Annotated in this window: 15 protein-coding genes; 2 read left to right on the top strand and 13 right to left on the bottom strand. The window is 61.7% G+C overall.

Going from position 1 to position 18,425, the window contains the following annotated elements:
• Window position 1: 1 nt before the first annotated feature.
• Window positions 2-1,417 carry an amidase gene (locus ACA047_RS23270; RefSeq protein ID WP_497360504.1) on the top strand — a complete coding sequence of 472 codons (1,416 nt, stop codon included), beginning with the start codon at window positions 2-4 and terminating at the stop codon, window positions 1,415-1,417.
• Between the two features lie 6 nt (window positions 1,418-1,423).
• Here the strand turns inward: ACA047_RS23270 and ACA047_RS23265 are convergent, their stop codons facing one another.
• The 6 genes from ACA047_RS23265 to ACA047_RS23240 form a co-directional block, all read right to left on the bottom strand.
• Window positions 1,424-2,335, bottom strand: a complete 912-nt coding sequence (locus ACA047_RS23265; protein WP_497353353.1) for a DMT family transporter — start codon at window positions 2,333-2,335, stop codon at window positions 1,424-1,426.
• 52 nt (window positions 2,336-2,387) lie between these two features.
• Window positions 2,388-3,575 carry a cyanate transporter gene (locus ACA047_RS23260; RefSeq protein WP_497353351.1) on the bottom strand — a complete coding sequence of 396 codons (1,188 nt, stop codon included), beginning with the start codon at window positions 3,573-3,575 and terminating at the stop codon, window positions 2,388-2,390.
• Between the two features lie 271 nt (window positions 3,576-3,846).
• The gene (gene copD, locus ACA047_RS23255; RefSeq protein WP_497353349.1) at window positions 3,847-4,758 is read right to left on the bottom strand and encodes a copper homeostasis membrane protein CopD; all 912 of its coding nucleotides are present in this window, start codon (window positions 4,756-4,758) and stop codon (window positions 3,847-3,849) included.
• On the bottom strand, window positions 4,755-5,150 hold the full coding sequence (copC, locus tag ACA047_RS23250; protein ID WP_497353347.1) for a copper homeostasis periplasmic binding protein CopC: 396 nt from the start codon (window positions 5,148-5,150) through the stop codon (window positions 4,755-4,757). Before copC ends, copD begins: the two co-directional genes overlap by 4 nt.
• Before the next feature lie 53 nt (window positions 5,151-5,203).
• On the bottom strand, window positions 5,204-6,106 hold the full coding sequence (locus ACA047_RS23245; RefSeq protein ID WP_497353345.1) for a copper resistance protein B: 903 nt from the start codon (window positions 6,104-6,106) through the stop codon (window positions 5,204-5,206).
• Window positions 6,107-6,116: 10 nt separating this feature from the next.
• Window positions 6,117-7,802 (bottom strand): copper resistance system multicopper oxidase, encoded by a 1,686-nt coding sequence (locus ACA047_RS23240; RefSeq protein WP_497353343.1) that lies wholly within the window; start codon window positions 7,800-7,802, stop codon window positions 6,117-6,119.
• A 483-nt stretch (window positions 7,803-8,285) separates the two neighbouring features.
• Between ACA047_RS23240 and nadA the strand changes: the two genes are divergently transcribed.
• Window positions 8,286-9,344 carry a quinolinate synthase NadA gene (nadA, locus tag ACA047_RS23235; RefSeq protein ID WP_497353341.1) on the top strand — a complete coding sequence of 353 codons (1,059 nt, stop codon included), beginning with the start codon at window positions 8,286-8,288 and terminating at the stop codon, window positions 9,342-9,344.
• Window positions 9,345-9,380: 36 nt separating this feature from the next.
• Here nadA and ACA047_RS23230 read toward each other — a convergent pair whose 3' ends face one another.
• From ACA047_RS23230 to gcsR, 7 genes are all read right to left on the bottom strand, one after another.
• Window positions 9,381-9,869, bottom strand: coding sequence for an RDD family protein (locus ACA047_RS23230; RefSeq protein WP_497353339.1), 489 nt, complete (start codon window positions 9,867-9,869; stop codon window positions 9,381-9,383).
• A 95-nt stretch (window positions 9,870-9,964) separates the two neighbouring features.
• Window positions 9,965-10,177: a cold-shock protein gene (locus tag ACA047_RS23225; protein ID WP_027902257.1), complete on the bottom strand. Its 213-nt coding sequence runs from the start codon at window positions 10,175-10,177 to the stop codon at window positions 9,965-9,967.
• Between the two features lie 395 nt (window positions 10,178-10,572).
• Complete coding sequence (gcvT, locus tag ACA047_RS23220; protein ID WP_497353336.1) at window positions 10,573-11,697, bottom strand: glycine cleavage system aminomethyltransferase GcvT; 1,125 nt, start codon at window positions 11,695-11,697, stop codon at window positions 10,573-10,575.
• A gap of 42 nt (window positions 11,698-11,739) precedes the next feature.
• Complete coding sequence (locus tag ACA047_RS23215) at window positions 11,740-13,116, bottom strand: L-serine ammonia-lyase (RefSeq protein ID WP_497353334.1); 1,377 nt, start codon at window positions 13,114-13,116, stop codon at window positions 11,740-11,742.
• Window positions 13,117-13,240: 124 nt separating this feature from the next.
• Window positions 13,241-16,090, bottom strand: a complete 2,850-nt coding sequence (gene gcvP, locus ACA047_RS23210) for an aminomethyl-transferring glycine dehydrogenase (RefSeq protein WP_497353332.1) — start codon at window positions 16,088-16,090, stop codon at window positions 13,241-13,243.
• A gap of 10 nt (window positions 16,091-16,100) precedes the next feature.
• Complete coding sequence (gene gcvH, locus ACA047_RS23205) at window positions 16,101-16,484, bottom strand: glycine cleavage system protein GcvH (protein WP_497353330.1); 384 nt, start codon at window positions 16,482-16,484, stop codon at window positions 16,101-16,103.
• A 329-nt stretch (window positions 16,485-16,813) separates the two neighbouring features.
• Window positions 16,814-18,322 carry a transcriptional regulator GcsR gene (gene gcsR / locus ACA047_RS23200; protein ID WP_497353328.1) on the bottom strand — a complete coding sequence of 503 codons (1,509 nt, stop codon included), beginning with the start codon at window positions 18,320-18,322 and terminating at the stop codon, window positions 16,814-16,816.
• Window positions 18,323-18,425 lie beyond the last annotated feature (103 nt).

Genomic DNA, 18,425 nt, shown 5'->3' with positions numbered 1-18,425 from the left:
CATGTTCAATCCCGACACCCTGACCCTTCGGGAAATGGCCGGTCTGCTTCGACGTGGCATGCTGACCAGCGTCACACTGCTGGAGTTCTACCTGCAGCGCATCGCCGAGCGTAACCGGCACATCAACGCACTGATCCAACTGGCGCCTGTGGACGATCTAAGGCGCCAGGCCCGCGAGGCTGACGAGATGGCGCGTGTTGGCCAGTTCAGTGGTCCGCTGCACGGTATTCCCCTCACCATCAAGGACGTCCTCCATGTTCGTGGGTTCAAGATGTCCCGCGGGTTGGGGGAACTGTTGGGCGAGGTCAGCCAGGAAGACGCGACGGCCGTTGCCCGACTTCGGCAGGCCGGTGCGATCATTCTGGGTATCAGCAATGTGCCTGAACTGTGCATGGCCTTTGAAACCGAGAACCTGATCTACGGTCGCACCCTCAACCCCCACGATTTGCAACGCTCGGCCGGTGGCAGCAGTGGCGGTGAAGCGGCGGCGATTGCTGCTGGGTGCTCGCCGGCCGGCCTGGCTTCCGATGCCTGCGGCAGTGTACGGATACCGGCGCATTTCAATGGTATCTGCGGCCTGAAACTGACCCAGGGACGAGTGCCGTTGACCGGCCAGTTTCCCAATGACCGCTCCGGGCTGTTTCATATGACCTCAGCTTTTGGCGTGATGGGGCGTTATGTCGATGATCTGGCGCTGCTCGGGCAGTTGATCAGCGGTGCCGATGGGCATGACCCGGACACCGTCGATGTGCCGTTTGTCGACAGCGAGCCGCTGGCCAGCCTGCGGGTCGCGCTGTTCTCGGAGTCGAGCCGGACCCCGGTTAGTGAGGCTGTGAGCCAGGTATTGCAACAGGTTGAACGGTGCCTGAGCCCAGTGGTGGCGCAGGTGAGCACGCAAGCGCCGCCGATGCTCGACGAAGCCTGCGATGTGCTGTGGCGGGTCTTCATCACGGGGGCCGATGCTGGGCGCGGTTGGCGGAAGTTGTTCGAGTCCATGAACAAGCGCTGCTATACGCCGGCCATTACCCAGTTGCTGGACATGAGCGAGGCGGTGGAGCTGAGCGTGGATGAGGTCAAGCGCGACTGGATCATGATCGATACGTTTCGCTATCAGTTGGCGAAGTTCTTCAAGCAGCACGATCTGTTTATCTGCCCGGTATTCCCGGACGTCGCGTTCCATCATGGGGAGTCCCTGAAGGATCGGGGCCAGTATGCCTTCGTGTTCCCGTTCAGCCTCAGCGGCTCACCGGCGGTGGTTATTCGCGCCGGGTTCGACCCGTCGACCGGGATGCCCATCGGCATTCAGATTGTCGGGCCTCATTGGCAGGAAGAACGGCTATTGGCGGTGGCGGCTTTCCTTGAGCGGGAGCTGGAGCGCTGGAGCCCGGTTTCGCCTCGCCCAGCATCGACGTACTGATCGACCTCAGGCCGTAACGGTCCTGGTGCTACGGCTGCTGATCACCAGTGCCAGCATGCCGACACCCACCAGCGCGGCGCCGATGATCTCGATCATCATCGGTTGCTGCCTGAGCCAGAACCAGTGGAGTACCGTTACGAACAGGGTGTTGAGGTAAACATAAGAAATCACCGTGGATGGCGCGATCACCCCGATTGCCCGGTGCAGAAGCCAGAAAGTGGCGAGGGTACCGAACAGTGCCAGGTATACCAGCCAGCCGATATCCAGCGTCGACAGCTGCAGGCCGCTGCGCCAGCCGCCGCTGAACAGGCAGAACACCAGCAGAAACAGTGAACCGAACAACATGTTCCAGAACGTCATCGCCACCGGGTCCCGGCCCTTCAGTGCCGTGGCTTTGAACCGTTGGCTGAGGGGTGAATACACCGCCATCGCCAGGCAACCGGCACCGAAGACCAGCACGGGATAGAGCGTGGGCAATTGCCCCGGGGCCGAGCCTTTGAGGGTCAGCAACACAGCGCCGATTGCCGCGATCAGCATGGGCAGCAAGCGGGTTTTGAGGCTTGGACTGGGCAACAGGAACGCTTCGAAAAACAAGGTCATCAACGGCACCAGCGTGTACAGCGTCGCGGTATTGACCGCCGAGGTGTAGCGCAATGCTTCGAATAACGAACCAAAGTAAGTCGCCAGCAGCAGGCCGAGCACGGCATGGGCCAGCAGGCCTCTGGTGGAGTTGGGCGAGGTGTTTTTCAGTAGCAGCAACGGCAGGAACATCAGTGCGGAAAACAGCAGCCGCAAGCCCGTGAGCAAGATCGGATCAATCGACTGACTGACCTGTGCCGCTGCAAAAAACGACGAGGCGATCAGCATTGCCCAGATGAGCATGCCCCAGTGAGCGGCTGCAAAACCGACGGATTTCATCGAGGCTTTATTCCTGTGATTGAGTACATGCGAGTGGGACCGACCTCGGTGACTAGCTGATATGCCGCGCGTATTGCTTGGGATTGAAGCGCAACACCATCACGATCATCAGTGCCATGACCGCCGTGAGTGACCACCAGGCCCATTCGAAGCTGCCCAACTGATCGCGGATCATCCCGGCAATCAACGGCGAGAGCCCGGCGATCAGGTAACCGATGCCTTGCACGAACGCCGTCAGGCCACCGGCCCGGCGCGGGTTGTCCAGGTGGTCGAGGGACACGATCAGGCTCATTGGGAACAGGCCGCCGATACCCAGCCCCAGCAGGCAGGGCCACAACAGGCTGAAGCGTTCCGGGCTGAGGATCAGGCCGCAGAAACCGCCCATGATCAACGCCAGCAGGACCGCCAACACCAGGCGTTTATCCTGGCTGCGGTTGGCAATCGCCGGGGTGACGAGGCCGGACAACACTTCCATCGCCGTGAGGAAGCCCAACAGCAGGCCGGCGTGCTGTTCGCTCCAGCCTTTTTCCACGTAGTACGGCGCCAGCCAGGCCAGCACGCAGGTGTAGGAGGCGGTGCCCAGGCCGAAGAAAATTGCCAGCAGCCAGGCCCGGCCATTGGCGAAGAATGATTCCTGGTGGCGGGTCGGGGCATCGGGCAGGGGCGTGACAACCGCGCGCTGGGCGTACCAGAACCCCAGGGCGATCAGCGCGAGCAATGCCCAGATCGCCAGGCCGATGCGCCAGCTGCCGGTCTGCGTCAGGACGAAGGGGGAAAACGACGCGGCAATCGCCGCCCCGCCCATGATGGAAGTGACGTACAACCCCATGAACAGGGAGACGTTGTCGGCGAAGCGCGACTTGATCAGTGCCGGCATCACGGCCTGGATCAGGGCGATGCCGACCCCGGCCACCACCGCACTGGCGATCAGCTGCGCGGCACTGTCCAGGTACAGGCGCGACGCCGTGGCAATACCGATGATCAACAGCGACAGGACGATGGTGCGATGTTCGCCGATGCGCAGGGCGATGCGCATCCCGAGGAACATCGCCAGGCCCATCGCCATGACCGGCAACATGGTCAGCAGCGAAGCGGTACTGAAGCTCAAGGGCACTTCGCCGCGAATGGCCGACAGCAATGGCCCGACCGCTGCCATCGAAGGCCGCAGGTTCAGCGCCACCAGCACCACACTGACCATCAGCCAGACGGCGTGGGTGCTTGAAGTTCGAACGTTTTCCATAACAAAGCCTTGGCTGGATAAAGTGCCATTTAGGCTGGGGTCGATTGCCGGGGGCAAACTGAAAACTGGCGGGGGGTATTGAAAAATTAAATATGGCGCCCGATCAATGAAGGTTCGGTGCTCTTGTGGCGAGGGAATTTATCCCCGCTGTGGGAGCAAGGCTTGCTCGCGATGGCCGCGCCGCGGTCTAACAGCTGAACCGCGTTATCGTTCATCGCGGGCAAGCCTTGCTCCCACAGGATTTGCTCTACACGGCGGGGATAAATCGCTGCTACTCCATTGCCGGGCTCAACGTCCCCAGCCATGCCACCAACCCCAGTATCAGGACGGCTGTGCACAATTCCAGAATCATGCTGCGCCGCAAGGCATTCACCGCGACGCTGTGCTCCCCGGTCTGCCGGGCCTGTTCCAGCAGTGGGCTCAGATGAAAACGGTTTAGCGCGGCGAACACCAACATCGCTGCGAACAAGGCGAGTTTAAGCGCCAGCAACTGACCATAGGTGCTGTCCAGCAGCCCTTCGACATTCGGGCCGACAATGAACAGATAATTCACCACCCCCGTCACGCCGATCACCAACACGATCACTGCCCCGGCGGTTTCAAACCCGGTCAGCGTCCGCGCCAGTACCGGCTGCCGAGGTTCGGCCTGGCGCAGCAGTAGGGCAAACGCGGCCAAGGCGCCGAGCCAGCCACCCGCTGCCCACAAATGCAAAAAGTCGGTGATGAAGTGCCAGGTGCGGCGCTCACCTTGATCCATGGCGCCGTGCCCTGCCCAAGCCAGCGTCGCCAAAGCCACGGCGCCGCCAAGCAGGACCAGTGCCAAGCTGGCGGTCGGCCAACGTTTATTGAGCGTCACCGCGAAACCGGCCAGCACAAGCGCCGCGATCCGCAGGTTCCAGCTCCAACCCACGTCGGTCTCGAACACCATCATTTCAATGTGCGGCCACAGCTCGGCCCAATCCGCAATACCGCTCATGGCACGGGCCATGCCCACCATGGCGAGCACGGACAGCAGCACGCCGAGCACGGTCGTCGTCAGCAGCAACGACGTGAAATTCAACACCGCCCCCGACATCCGCTCTTTGCCACGCAGGCTATAGAGACCAAAAGCGGCCAGGCCGAACAGCAACATCAAATCCAGGTACAGGGCGAAGCGCAGAGCGATGTTGATGGCCTCGCTCATCGAATCACGTTCACCTTGAACGTGACGTTGCCGGTGATCGGGTGAGTGTCGGATGACACCGCGCGCCACTGCACCTGGTAGGTGCCTGCGGTGAGCGGGGTGTTGGGGATGATGACCATGGTCTTGGGGTCATCGCTGCCGGACACCTTGGCCGGCATGGGCATCGGCGGATGGGCCGCCATGCCGGGCATTTCAGTCATCATCAGCTTGGCGCCGGAAAACTTGGTCATCAGGTTCTCCGAAAAATGCAGTTCGATTTTCGCCGGTGCCGCCCCGTCTGCGCCTTCGGCGGGGGTGGAGGACAGCAGTTTCGGATGGGCCTGGGCCAAGCCACTGAGCAACAGGCCGGCGGACAGCGTGACAGCAACAACAGCGGTTTTGAGTAATGACATGCAAGGACTCCTACAACTCGTTTTTTTAGTTTTCAGTGGAACAGATCAGCGGGTCAGAACCACATGCGCAGGCCCAATACCAGGCGCGCTTCGCTGCGGTCTTCGTCTTCTTCACGGGCGTAGTCGGCGGTATTGCCGTAGACACGGTTCCAGGTCACACCGATATACGGAGCGAATTCACGGCGGACTTCATAACGCAGCCGCACGCCGAGTTCGGTGTCCGATAGCCCCGAGCCGACGCCGCGGGCGGGATCGTTCTTGCCATAAAAGTTGACCTCGGCGGTGGGCTGCAGGATCAATCTATTGGTCAGCAGAATGTCGTAGTCACCTTTCAGGCGCGCCGCGCTTTGGCCGCCCTCACCAATGAACGCGGTGGCCTCGGCTTCGAAGTTGTAGAGCGCCATGCCTTGCACACCGAAGGCGGCCCAGGTTTGCGGGTCGCCTGGCTTGAAGTCCTGGCGCACGCCGGCCACTACGTCCCACCAAGGACTGATGGCGTGGCCCCACAGGGCCTGGAGTTCCGCTTCTTCGGTCTTGCCATTGAGGCGCTCACCTTCGGAGCGCAGCCACAAACGGTCGATATCGCCGCCGATCCAACCCGAGGCGTCCCAGCTCAGGGCACTGCCGGCATCGGCGTCCTGCCATTCCAGTTGATCGATGAGGAAGAACGAATTGATCGCGCTGTCATGCACTGCGTGTCCGCCATGATCGTCGTAGACGGCAGCGCGGTCGGCGTCGGTCAGTTCGGGGATCGGCGTGCGGCTGGTGGTCGGTGCCGACTGCATCGGTTCCATGCCCTGCATCGAGTCCATGCCTTGCATCTGGTCATGGTCCATCCCCGGCATCTGGCTGTGATCCATGCCTTGCATATCGTTGCTCGCCGACCAGGCCGAGGCGGTGGCGCCGAGGGTCAGGCTGGCAATAAGCACCATGGGGTATTGAAAAACAGTGGTCATGGTCGGCTCCTCATTCCTGCACCCGAACTTCACGGAACATCCCCATCTCCATGTGAAACAGCAGATGGCAGTGATACGCCCAACGCCCGAGGGCATCGGCGGTGACCCGGTAGCTGCGGCGAGAGCCTGGCGGTACGTCGATGGTGTGTTTGCGCACCATGAACTGGCCGTTCTCGTCCTCCAGGTCGCTCCACATGCCGTGCAGGTGAATCGGATGAGTCATCATGGTGTCGTTGATCAGCACGACGCGCAGGCGTTCGCCGTACTTGAGCAGCAGCGGCGCGGCGTCGGAGAACTTCACGCCGCTGAACGACCAGGCGAATTTCTCCATGTGCCCGGTCAGGTGCAATTCGATGGTTCGCCCCGGTTCGCGGCCGTCCGGGTCGGGGAAGGTACTGCGCAGGTCCGAATAGGTCAGGACCTTGCGACCGTTGTTGCGCAGGCCAATGCCTGGGTCGTCGAGCTTGGGCTTGACGCTCATGGCCTGCATGTCCACCAGCGGGTTGTCTTTCTCTGTGTCCGGATGGGACTGCATGTTGCCCATGCCTTGCATGGAACCGTGGTCCATACCGGCCATGTCGCCCATGCCCATGTCATCCATGCTGAGCCGCGGTCGAGGGTCCAGCGCAGGCACCGGTGCTGCAAGACCTGCCCGGGCGGCGAGGGTGCCGCGGGCGTACCCGGTGCGGTCCATCGACTGGGCGAACAAGGTGTAGGCCTCTGCGGTTGGCTCGACGATGACGTCGTAGGTTTCGGCCACGGCGATCCGCAATTCATCGACGCTCACCGGTTTGACGTACTGCCCGTCGGACGCCACCACGGTCATTTTCAGGCCCGGAATGCGTACATCGAAGTAGGTCATGGACGAACCGTTGATCAAGCGTAGGCGAAGCCGTTCGCCGGGTTTGAACAGGCCGGTCCAGTTCATGTCCGGCGCCTGGCCGTTCATGAGATAGGTGTAGGTGGCGCCGCTGACGTCGGCCAGGTCCGTGGGATTCATCTTCATTTCGGCCCACATCTTGCGATCCGCCACGGTGGCGGCCCAGCCGTTCTTGCTCACATCGTCGATAAAGTCGCCGACGGTGCGCTTGTTGTAGTTGTAGTAATCCGACTGTTTCTTGAGCTTGCGGATGATGTCGCCGGGGTCTTCGTCGGTCCAGTCGGTGAGCATCACCACATAGTCCCGTTCGTACTGGAACGGCTCGGGGTCCTTGGCGTCGATCACCAGCGGGCCATAGACCCCGGACTGTTCCTGGAAACCGGAATGGCTGTGGTACCAGTAAGTGCCGTTCTGCCGGACCTTGAACTGATAGACATACATGCCGTCGGGCTCGATGCCTTTGAAACTCAGCCCCGGTACACCGTCCATGTTGGCCGGCAGCAAAATGCCGTGCCAATGGATGGAGGTGGTGTCCTTCAAGCGATTGCGCACCCGCAGGGTCACGGTGTCGCCTTCGCGCCAGCGCAGCAACGGGCCGGGAATGCCACCGTTGATGGTCTGGGCGGTGCGTGGGGTGCCGGTAAAGTTGACCGGGCTTTCGCCGATGAACAAATCGAATTCGGTGCCCGTCAGCACGTTGGGCTGGCCTGGACTGGTGACTGCCCAGACGGGCGCTCGCCACAACCCCAGGCCACCCAGGATGCCGCCGGCGGTCAGGCCTTTTACGAAGGTTCTCCGGGAAGTATTTGATTGCATGCCGTTTGAAATCCGTCAGTCGATTTGCAGGTTTGAAAAGAAGATGACACAGGCGGGAAGGGCGGGTGATTACATTTCAGTCAGGTTGGTGACGGGTGGGCACCCACCGTGGCAAAGGGCGCTTTTGTGGCGAGGGAGCTTGCTCCCGCTGGGGCGCGTCCTGTAAGAGCTGCCGAAAGCTGCGATCTTTTGATCTTTCGCTCTGGACTCAATTGGGCGGATAAAGATCGCAGTCTCGTTGCACTCGACAGCGCCTACGCAGCCCAGCGAGAGCAAGCTCCCTCGCCACAGTGGAGCGCGTGCGTTTCTGTGGCCGGGCACAGGTCAGAATGATCTTTTGCATCGGCGGGTTATTCTGTAGCCTTGCCGGCTTCACGCTGTCCCGTGCCTGATTGATACCCACTTTCCCGGCGGTACCCGAGTGGTCCGGAGCCGGGTGTATACTCGACTTTCGCGCTAGACGCGCCTGCAGGTCTTGCGAACATGACGCAAATTTCCGAACGCCTTCTGGTCCAGGCCCACCTCGACGCCAAGCAGCCCAAGCCGCTGACCGCCGAGCAAGAGGCCTGGTACCGCGCTGCCATCGCTGCCGAGCTCAAGGCTCAGGACGCGGTGCTGGTTGCGCACTTCTATTGTGACCCGATCATCCAGGCCCTGGCCGAAGAGACCGGGGGCTGCGTGTCCGACTCCCTGGAAATGGCCCGCTTTGGCAACGCCCATCCGGCCAAGACCGTGGTGGTGGCCGGGGTCAAGTTCATGGGCGAGACCGCCAAGATCCTCAACCCCGAAAAGCGCATATTGATGCCAACCCTGGAGGCCACTTGCTCCCTGGACCTGGGTTGCCCGGTGGACGAGTTCTCGGCGTTCTGCGACCAGCATCCGGAGCGCACCGTGGTGGTGTACGCCAACACCTCGGCGGCGGTCAAAGCCCGGGCCGATTGGGTGGTGACGTCCAGCTGTGCGCTGGAAATCGTCGAGAGCCTGATGGACAACGGCGAGACCATCATCTGGGCCCCGGACAAGCATTTGGGCACATACATCCAGCGCAAGACCGGCGCTGACATGCTGTTGTGGGACGGTGCCTGTATCGTCCACGAAGAGTTCAAGTCCAAGCAGTTGGAGGACATGAAGGCGCTGTACCCGGACGCCGCGATCCTGGTGCACCCGGAGTCGCCGACCTCGGTCATTGAACTGGCGGACGCCGTGGGCTCCACCAGCCAATTGATTGCCGCCGCCCAAAGCCTGCCGAACAAGACGCTGATCGTTGCCACCGACCGCGGCATTTTCTACAAGATGCAGCAGCTCTGCCCGGACAAGGTCTTTATCGAAGCCCCTACCGCCGGCAACGGCGCGGCTTGCCGCAGTTGCGCTCACTGCCCCTGGATGGCGATGAACACCCTGGAGCGCACGCTCAAGAGCCTGCAGGAAGGTGCCAACGAGATATTCGTCGACCCGGCGCTGATCCCCCAGGCCATTCGCCCGCTCAAGCGCATGCTGGACTTCACCCAGGCAGCGCGGATGAAGCTGGCGGGGAATGCTTGAGAGGCAGCTTCAAGCTGCAAGCCCCAAGCTTGCAGCTTATTTCCCTTTCTTGGGAATCCGCACCAGCTGCGTATCTGAGTAGATGTCATGCCAGCTGCGCTTGCGCTTGTCGAACAGGGCCCAGATGAAGCCCAGCCCCACCAGCAGCAATGACGCAATCGATACCACAAACCGCAACAGCGCCTGCCACAGGCTGATGGCGGTGCCATCGGCGTTCTGTACGCGGATGCACCACACCTGCATGCCCAGGGTCTGGCCGTTGTGGGTCCAGAACTTGGCGAAGAAGCCGAACAGGACAAAAAACAGCACGGTGGACAGCAGCGGGTCGCCGTCCAGCGCTCCGGCTTCGGTGAGGGCGCGCATTTTTTCTTCGCCGATGATCCCCATCTGAATCATCTTGTAGACGCCGCCGGTGACGATCAGCAGCGCCGTGCACAGCAGAAAGTCATAAAACATCGCGGCCAGGCGACGGCCCAGACCGGCGGGGGGAAAGTCGCCCTGGGGGGTAAGCAGGTGTTTCGGCATGACGGCCTCGGACGAAAAAAGAAAGCCATTTTACGGATTTACGCCCATAAAAAAGCCCCTGATATCAATCAGGGGCTTTTTAGTTCGCGAAAGCCTTAGGCTTCGGCTTGTACCTCGTCAGCCTGCATGCCTTTCTGGCCTTGCACAGCGACGAAAGTGACTTTCTGGCCTTCTTTCAGGCTCTTGAAGCCGTTGCCCTGAATGGCGCGGAAATGCACGAACAGATCCGGACCGCTTTCAGGAGTGATAAAACCAAAACCTTTTTCGTCGTTGAACCACTTGACGGTACCGCTCTGACGCTCAGCCATTTTCTTATTTCCTTTGACGCTTAAATTGATGACAGCCTCTTTCGCATGAAAGAGTACTGGGGCTGGGTTGCAGGAAAGTAAGAGACGTCGAACGGGATGTAGCAAAACTTCATAAGCTACTGCCCAGGTCACGATTCCAAGCGACCCATGCAAACACAGTGATCAAACTCTACGCCAACTACGAACAAAAAAACAACCCCCTCTGAGGGCCCGTATTTGCTCAGCCTTACCGGCATTTGCACACTCGCAGGCCTGGGCTTGTTCGATAGTCTAGTTCAATTGTTTTCAATCGTTATAAGCGCAGTTCAATGACGAAAAGATGCACCTTTTTATGGCGGTTGCGTTACACATTAGTGCACGTATAAGGCAACCGCGTTACGTATAGAAGCAATCAATCAGCCACGGTAGTAACGTTGTGGAACAAATGGCATTTTGCTTACAAGCAAAGGCACCTTTTTCCCACGAACAATGGCCCAGACCGGTGTATCCAGTGCGACATATGCACTGTCGAGATAACCCATCGCCAACGGACCGCCCAGGGTCGGGCCGAAACCACCGCTGCACACTGCACCAATAATTTCGCCCGTTTCGTTGACGATCTCTGCGCCTTCGCGCACCGGTGTGCGTTCTTGGGGCAGCAGACCGACGCGTTTTCGCTTCACGCCGCTCTGTTGCTGGGTAAACACGATTTCAGCCCCAGGGAAACCACCGGCGCGGGCGCCATCGGCACGTCGCACTTTGGAAATGGCCCACAGCAGGCTGGCTTCGATGGGTGTGGTTTCGGTATTCATGTCGTGGCCGTAGAGGCACAGGCCGGCTTCCAGGCGCAGGGAGTCACGGGCGCCAAGGCCGATGGCGGCCACTTGCGGTTCGGCCAGCAGGGCGCGGGCGAGTTTTTCGGCGTCGGCGGCGGGTACGGATATTTCGAAACCGTCTTCACCGGTGTAGCCCGACCGGCTGACAAAACAGTCCACGCCCAACAGCGTGATGCGTTGGAACTGCATGAAGGTCATCTTCGCCACGTCTGGCGCCAGTCGTGCGAGCACGGTGACGGCGGCCGGGCCTTGCAGGGCGAGCAGGGCGCGGGCCTCGAACAGCGGCTCGATGCTGCACTGCTCGCCAATGTGGGCACGCAGGTGGGCCAGGTCCTGATCCTTGCAAGCCGCGTTGACCACCAGGAACAGTTCGTCGTTACCCAGGTTGGCGACCATCAGGTCGTCGAGGATGCCGCCGTTCTCGTGGGTGAACATGGCGTAGCGCTGCATGCCCACCGGCAGATCGATGATGTCCACCGGCACCAGGGTTTCCAGGGCTTTGGCGGCGCTTGCGCCGGTCAGGCGGATCTGGCCCATGTGGGACACGTCGAACAGCCCGGCCTGATCGCGGGTGTGCTGGTGTTCTTTCATCACGCCCAGTGGGTATTGTACCGGCATGTCGTAGCCGGCGAATGGCACCATGCGGGCGCCGAGTTCGAGGTGCAGGGCATGCAGCGGGGTTTTCAGCAGTTGTTCGGTGGACATATCAGCTCCTGGAATATGTAGAAGGGAGGCGAGCAGCGCGCCTCAGCATTCGATGATGTTGACCGCCAGACCGCCGCGGGCGGTCTCCTTGTATTTGCTTTTCATGTCGGCGCCAGTCTGGCGCATGGTGCGGATGACTTTGTCGAGGGAAACGAAGTGATGCCCGTCGCCGCGCATGGCCATGCGCACCGCGTTGATGGCTTTTACCGAGCCCATGGCGTTGCGTTCGATGCACGGCACCTGCACCAGGCCCCCAATGGGGTCGCAGGTCAGGCCGAGGTTGTGTTCCATGCCGATCTCGGCGGCGTTTTCCACTTGTTGCACCGTACCGCCCAATACTTCGCACAGGGCGCCGGCGGCCATGGAGCAGGCCACGCCGACCTCACCCTGACAACCGACCTCGGCGCCGGAGATGGATGCGTTTTCCTTGTACAGGATGCCGATGGCGGCGGCGGTCAGCAGGAACCGCACCACGCCATCTTCGTTGGCGCCGGGGATGAAGCGCATGTAGTAATGCAACACGGCCGGGATGATCCCCGCCGCACCGTTTGTTGGGGCGGTGACGACGCGCCCGCCGTAGGCGTTTTCTTCGTTGACCGCCAAGGCGTACAGGTTGACCCAGTCCAGTACCGACAGTGGATCGCGCAGTGCGGCTTCCGGGTTATTGCACAGCTGGCGATGCAGCTCCGCCGCCCGTCGTTTGACCTTCAACCCGCCCGGCAGAATGCCTTCGTTGCGGCACCCGGCCGCCACGCAATCCTGCATCACCTGCCAGATCTTCAGCAGGCCGGCGCGGGTTTCGGCTTCAGGGCGCCAGGCGCTTTCGTTGGTCAGCATCACCTGGCTGATGGACAGGCCATAGGTGGTGCAGTGGCCCAGCAGGTCCTTGGCGCTTTTGAACGGGAAGGTCAGGGGCGTTGCATCTTCGACGATCCGGTCAGCGCCGGCAGCGTCTTCGTCGACGACAAAACCGCCACCCACCGAGTAGTACTCGCGGCTGCGCACTTGTAGCCCCGCCGCATCGAAGGCGCGGAAGATCATGCCATTGGGATGAAAGGCCAGCGGCTTGCGAATCATCGCCAGGTGCAGTTTTTCGTTGAATTCGATGGGGTGTTGGCCGAGCAGGTTCAGGCGTCCGTTACTGCGAATGTCCTGCAGGCGGGCATTGACTGTTTCGGTGTCTACGGTGTCCGGGTGTTCACCTTCCAGGCCCAGCAGCACGGCCTTGTCACTGCCGTGGCCCTTGCCGGTGGCGCCGAGCGAGCCGTAGAGCTCGACCTTGACGCTGGTGATGGTTTCAAGCAGGTCATCACGGCGCAGCCCCTCGACGAAACGGGCAGCGGCACGCATCGGGCCGACCGTGTGGGAACTGGAGGGGCCGATGCCGATCTTGAACAGGTCGAACACGCTTAACGACATGGTGTTTCTCCGGTTTCTTTTTATGAGGATCGACGGTGTAAGTTCTGGCATAGATCCTTGTGGGAGCGAGCCTGCTCGCTCCCACAAGGGATTCGGAGGGCAGGCAGACCGCCCTCCGCTCAGGTCAAGCGTAGCTTTCGATCGACGGGCAGGCGCAGACCAGGTTGCGGTCGCCGAACACGTTGTCGACCCGGCCCACCGGTGGCCAGTATTTGCCTTCGATCAACGACGCCACTGGGTACACCGCCTGTTCGCGGCTGTAGGGATGAGCCCACTCGCCGACGATTTCCGCCGCGGTATGCGGGGCGTTTTTCAGTGGGTTGTCGTCTTTGTCCAGGCTGCCGTTTTCCACCGCGCGGATTTCTTCGCGAATACAGATCATGGCGTCGCAGAAACGGTCCAGTTCTTCCTTGGATTCGCTTTCGGTCGGCTCGATCATCAGTGTGCCGGCCACCGGGAACGACATGGTCGGGGCATGGAAGCCGAAGTCGATCAGTCGCTTGGCCACGTCATCGACGCTGATGCCGCTGCTGTCCTTGAGCGGGCGCAGGTCGAGGATGCATTCGTGGGCCACCAGGCCGTTGCTGCCGGAGTAGAGCACCGGGTAGTGCTCCTCCAGGCGTCGGGCGATGTAGTTGGCGTTGAGGATCGCCAGTTGCGAGGCACGCTTGAGGCCCGCGCCGCCCATCATGCGGATGTACATCCAGGTGATCGGCAGGATGCTGGCGCTGCCGAACGGCGCTGCGCACACCGCGCCTTCCTTGCGTTCCATGTTGGCGTGGCCTGGCAGGAACGGCGCCAGGTGGGATTTGACGCCGATTGGGCCGACGCCCGGGCCACCACCGCCGTGGGGGATGCAGAAAGTCTTGTGCAGGTTCAGGTGCGACACGTCGCCGCCGAATTTACCCGGGGCGCAGAGACCGACCATGGCGTTCATGTTGGCGCCGTCGATGTACACCTGGCCGCCGTTGTCATGAATGATGCCGCAGATTTCGCGGATGCCTTCTTCAAACACACCGTGGGTGGACGGGTAGGTAATCATCAACGCCGCGAGGTGTTCGCGGTGTTCGATGGCCTTGGCCCGCAGGTCTTCGATGTCGACGTTGCCGCGGGCATCGCAGGCGGTCACCACCACGCGCATGCCGGCCATGTTGGCGGTGGCCGGGTTGGTGCCGTGGGCCGAGGAAGGGATCAGGCAGATGTCGCGGCGGTCTTCGCCACGGCTCTGGTGATACGCGCGGATCGCCAGCAGGCCTGCGTACTCACCCTGGGAACCGGCGTTGGGTTGCAGCGACACCGCGTCGTAACCGGTGGCGGCGCACAGCATGGCTTCCAGCTCAGAGGTCAGTTGCTGGTAGCCGGCGCTTTGTTCGGCCGGGGCGAACGGGTGCAGGGCGCCGAATTCGGCCCAGGTCACCGGGATCATTTCGCTGGCGGCGTTGAGTTTCATGGTGCAGGAGCCCAGCGGGATCATGGTGCGATCCAGGGCCAGGTCCTTGTCGGCGAGCTTGCGCAGGTAGCGCATCAGCTCGGTCTCGGAGTGGTAGCGGTTGAACACCGGGTGGCTGAGGATCGCCGACTGGCGCACCAGTTCGGCCGGGATGCGGCTTTGCACGGTGGCGGCCAGGGCGGCGAAGTCCGGCAGGGCCTTACCGTCGGCCAACAGGCTCCACAGGGTTTCGATGTCGGCCTGGCAGGTGGTTTCGTCTAGGGACAGGCCCAGGCGCTCAGCGTCCACGACACGCAGGTTGATGCGCTGGGTGCGGGCCTTGACGTGCAGGGCGGCGGTTTGTGCGCCGGTATGCAGGGTCAGGGTGTCGAAGAAGCTCTCTTGCTCGGCCTTCAGGCCCAGCGCGGCGAGGCCCTTGGCAAGGATCGCGGTCAGGTAATGGATGCGATTGGCGATCTGCGTCAGGCCTTTAGGGCCGTGGTACACGGCGTACATGCTGGCGATGTTGGCCAGCAACACTTGAGCGGTGCAGATGTTGCTGGTGGCTTTCTCGCGGCGGATGTGTTGCTCGCGGGTCTGCATGGCCAGGCGCAGGGCCGGCTTGCCGAAACGGTCCACGGAAACACCGACCAGACGGCCCGGCATGTCGCGCTTGAAGGCATCCTTGGTGGAGAAGTAAGCCGCGTGCGGGCCACCGAAGCCCAGTGGCACGCCGAAGCGCTGGGCGCTGCCGATGGCCACGTCGGCGCCGAATTCGCCCGGCGGGGTCAGCAGGGTCAGGGCCAGCAGATCAGCGGCAACCGCCACCAAGGCGTTGGCGGCGTGCAAGCGTTCGGTCAGTTCGCGGTAGTCGAACAGGTCACCGTTGCTGGCCGGGTATTGCAGCAGCGCACCGAAGAAGGTGCTGACGTCGGTCAGCTCGCGCTCGTCGCCGACGATCACGTCGATGCCCAGGGGCTCGGCACGGGTGCGCAACACGTCGAGAGTCTGCGGGTGGCAATGGCGGGAGGCGAAGAAGGCAGTGCTGCCCTTGTTCTTGCTCAGGCGCTTGCAGAAAGTCATGGCTTCGGCGGCGGCGGTGGCTTCGTCCAGCAAGGATGCGTTGGCGATTGGCAGGCCGGTGAGGTCGCTGATCAGGGTTTGGAAGTTCAACAGCGCTTCGAGACGGCCCTGGGAGATTTCTGGCTGGTACGGCGTGTAGGCGGTGTACCAGGCCGGGTTTTCCAGCAGGTTGCGCAGGATCGGTGCCGGCGTGTGGCAGTTGTAGTAGCCCTGGCCGATGTAGGTCTTGAACAGTTGGTTCTTGGCGGCGATGGCCTTGATCGAGGCCAGTGCATCGGCTTCACTCTGGCCGTCGCCCATGTCCAGCACGCTGGTGCCCTTGATACTTTCGGGAATGACGCTGGCGCTCAACGCTTCCAGGGAACCGAAGCCCAGGCGCTCGAGCATGGCTTGCTCGTCGCTGGCTCGCGGGCCGATGTGGCGAGCGATGAATTCGTTGGCGGTGCCGAGATTAACGGTCATGTTGCGCTCCTCAGGCTTGGGCGTTGGCTTTGATCAGGCGGTCGTAGGCGTCCTGGTCCAGCAGTTGGCCCACGTCGGCGGCGTTGGCTGGGTTGAAACGGAAAAACCAGCCGTCGCCCAGCGGATCTTCGTTGACCAGTTCTGGATTGCTTTCCAGGGCCGGGTTCACTTCGAGCACTTCACCGTCCAGTGGCATGTAGACACCGCTGGCGGCTTTCACCGATTCCACGGTAGAGGCTTCGGCACCCTTGGCGTAGTTTTGCAGTTCCGGTAACTGAACATAGACCACATCGCCCAAGGCGTTCTGGGCAAACGCAGTGATGCCGACTGTAACGCTGCCGTCGGCTTCGGTGCGCAGCCATTCGTGATCTTCAGTGAAACGCAACTCGCTCATGGAAACTCCTGGGGCCAGATTCGTCTGGTGGACGCGAAAAAAGGCGCGGGACATGGCCCGGCCGAATGGCTATACCCATAGCAAGAATACGGCCAATGTTAATAAACTCTTATATATCAATGGTTTGTTGTGTTTTCTGAGCGTGCAAGAAGACAGCTCTGTAGCGAAATCGCTACAGGGCTGGGTCTGGATAAAACCATTGTGGGATCAAAGCCTTACCCGGCGCAGGTTAGCGATGAGTGTAGCGATATCATTCCGCTGTAGCGCTTTCAGTACAGGTGGAGGTCGGTTTTGGCTAAATTTCGAACACGTCACCGGCCCCTGTGCGCTCACGGTTTGTTGGGAATCCCATACTTGCGCAACCGATGGGCAATCGCGGTGTGGGAGGTTTGCAGGCGGCTGGCGAGTTGGCGGGTGGATGGGTAGTTGACGTAGAGGTTTTCGAGCAGGTGTTTCTCGAAGGTTTCCACGGCCTGCTCCAGGCTTTCGACCTCTACATCGCCCTGACGCGCCACGGAGGTGCCGGCGATGTCCAGGTCGCCGATGTCCACCAGGCTGCTTTCGCAGATGGCGGCGGCGCGAAAGATCACGTTCTGCAATTGCCGCACATTACCCGGCCAGCGGTTGCCCAGCAGCGCCGGGTAGGTGCCGGGGGCCAGGCGGCAGACCGGGCGTTGGATCTGCGCACAGGCCTGCTGCATGAAATAGCGCGCCAGCAGTAGGATGTCCTGGCCGCGCTCACGCAGTGGTGGGACTTCGACGTTGAGCACGTTCAGGCGATAGAACAGGTCTTCGCGAAACGAACCTTCACTGACCATTTTTTCCAGGTTGCGGTGAGTGGCGCTGAGGATCCGCACGTTGACTTTGATTTCCCGGTCGCCGCCGACCCGGCGGAAGCTGCCGTCGTTCAAGAAGCGCAGCAGCTTGGCTTGCAGGTACGGTGACATCTCGCCGATTTCATCGAGAAACACCGTGCCCTGGTTCGCCAGTTCCATCAGCCCCGGCTTGCCGCCCCGCTGCGCCCCGGTGAAGGCGCCAGGGGCGTAGCCGAACAGTTCGCTTTCCGCCAGGTTCTCTGGCAGCGCGGCGCAGTTCAGGGCCAGGAACGGCGCGCCGTGACGGGCGCTGATGGCGTGGCAAGCCCGGGCCACCAGTTCCTTGCCGGTGCCGGTTTCACCTTGGATCAGCAACGGTGCATCCAGGGTCGCCACCCGTTGGGCCCGGGCCTTGAGGGTGCGAATCGCCGGGGATTCGCCCAGCAGCGCGTCAAAACCTTCGGCGTGGTCGTGATGCAACGCGGACAGGCGTTCGCCGATGCGGTTCGGCGGGTAGAGCGTTAGCAACGCACCGGCGTCGGTGATGGGTGTGGCGTCCAGCAGCAAGGTCTGGCCGTTGAGGGTGATTTCCCGCAGCGGCAAGCGGAAACCGTTCTCCAGCAGGGCCTCCAGCAGCGCTTTGTCACTGAACAGATCGGCCACGCTTTGCCCAGCCGGTTCACGACCGTACAGGGCAATCAGCGCCGGGTTGGCCAGCAATATATTGCCGGCGCTGTCCAGGGCCAGTACCGGGTCGGTCATGGCCGCGAGCAGGGCATCAAGCTGCAAGTGCCGACGCTGGCCCGGCAGGATGTCTACCACGGTGACCGCCTGCACGCCCCGCACGCTGAACAGCGCCTCGCGCAATTCGTCCAGCACCTGCGGGCTGAGGGTCGGGGCGTCGATGTAGACGTTGGGCGGCACCATCTCCACCGCATCCAGATTGAGATTGCGTCCACCGAGCAAAGCCAGGACTTCCTGGGTGATGCCGACGCGGTCGATGAAGCTGACGTGGATACGCATGGGGCGGTTTTGGGTTCTGGAATACGGAGGGTGGCAAGTATGCCTTGGGGCGGGCTATTGGTGAAATCCTGGTGCAAGGCTTAAGGCCGTACAGAGAACTCCC

The sequence above is a fragment of the Pseudomonas sp. LBUM1664 genome, from assembly GCF_059695895.1.
Note: the sequence above shows the minus strand (reverse complement) of the source record. Positions and strands in the feature narration are given on the sequence as shown.

Coding starts and splice junctions, on each gene's coding strand:
- ACA047_RS23270 (WP_497360504.1), top strand. CDS start 2: ATGTTCAATCCCGACACCCTGACCCTTCGGGAAATGGCCGGTCTGCTT.
- ACA047_RS23265 (WP_497353353.1), bottom strand. CDS start 2,335: ATGAAATCCGTCGGTTTTGCAGCCGCTCACTGGGGCATGCTCATCTGG.
- ACA047_RS23260 (WP_497353351.1), bottom strand. CDS start 3,575: ATGGAAAACGTTCGAACTTCAAGCACCCACGCCGTCTGGCTGATGGTC.
- copD (WP_497353349.1), bottom strand. CDS start 4,758: ATGAGCGAGGCCATCAACATCGCTCTGCGCTTCGCCCTGTACCTGGAT.
- copC (WP_497353347.1), bottom strand. CDS start 5,150: ATGTCATTACTCAAAACCGCTGTTGTTGCTGTCACGCTGTCCGCCGGC.
- ACA047_RS23245 (WP_497353345.1), bottom strand. CDS start 6,106: ATGACCACTGTTTTTCAATACCCCATGGTGCTTATTGCCAGCCTGACC.
- ACA047_RS23240 (WP_497353343.1), bottom strand. CDS start 7,802: ATGCAATCAAATACTTCCCGGAGAACCTTCGTAAAAGGCCTGACCGCC.
- nadA (WP_497353341.1), top strand. CDS start 8,286: ATGACGCAAATTTCCGAACGCCTTCTGGTCCAGGCCCACCTCGACGCC.
- ACA047_RS23230 (WP_497353339.1), bottom strand. CDS start 9,869: ATGCCGAAACACCTGCTTACCCCCCAGGGCGACTTTCCCCCCGCCGGT.
- ACA047_RS23225 (WP_027902257.1), bottom strand. CDS start 10,177: ATGGCTGAGCGTCAGAGCGGTACCGTCAAGTGGTTCAACGACGAAAAA.
- gcvT (WP_497353336.1), bottom strand. CDS start 11,697: ATGTCCACCGAACAACTGCTGAAAACCCCGCTGCATGCCCTGCACCTC.
- ACA047_RS23215 (WP_497353334.1), bottom strand. CDS start 13,116: ATGTCGTTAAGCGTGTTCGACCTGTTCAAGATCGGCATCGGCCCCTCC.
- gcvP (WP_497353332.1), bottom strand. CDS start 16,090: ATGACCGTTAATCTCGGCACCGCCAACGAATTCATCGCTCGCCACATC.
- gcvH (WP_497353330.1), bottom strand. CDS start 16,484: ATGAGCGAGTTGCGTTTCACTGAAGATCACGAATGGCTGCGCACCGAA.
- gcsR (WP_497353328.1), bottom strand. CDS start 18,322: ATGCGTATCCACGTCAGCTTCATCGACCGCGTCGGCATCACCCAGGAA.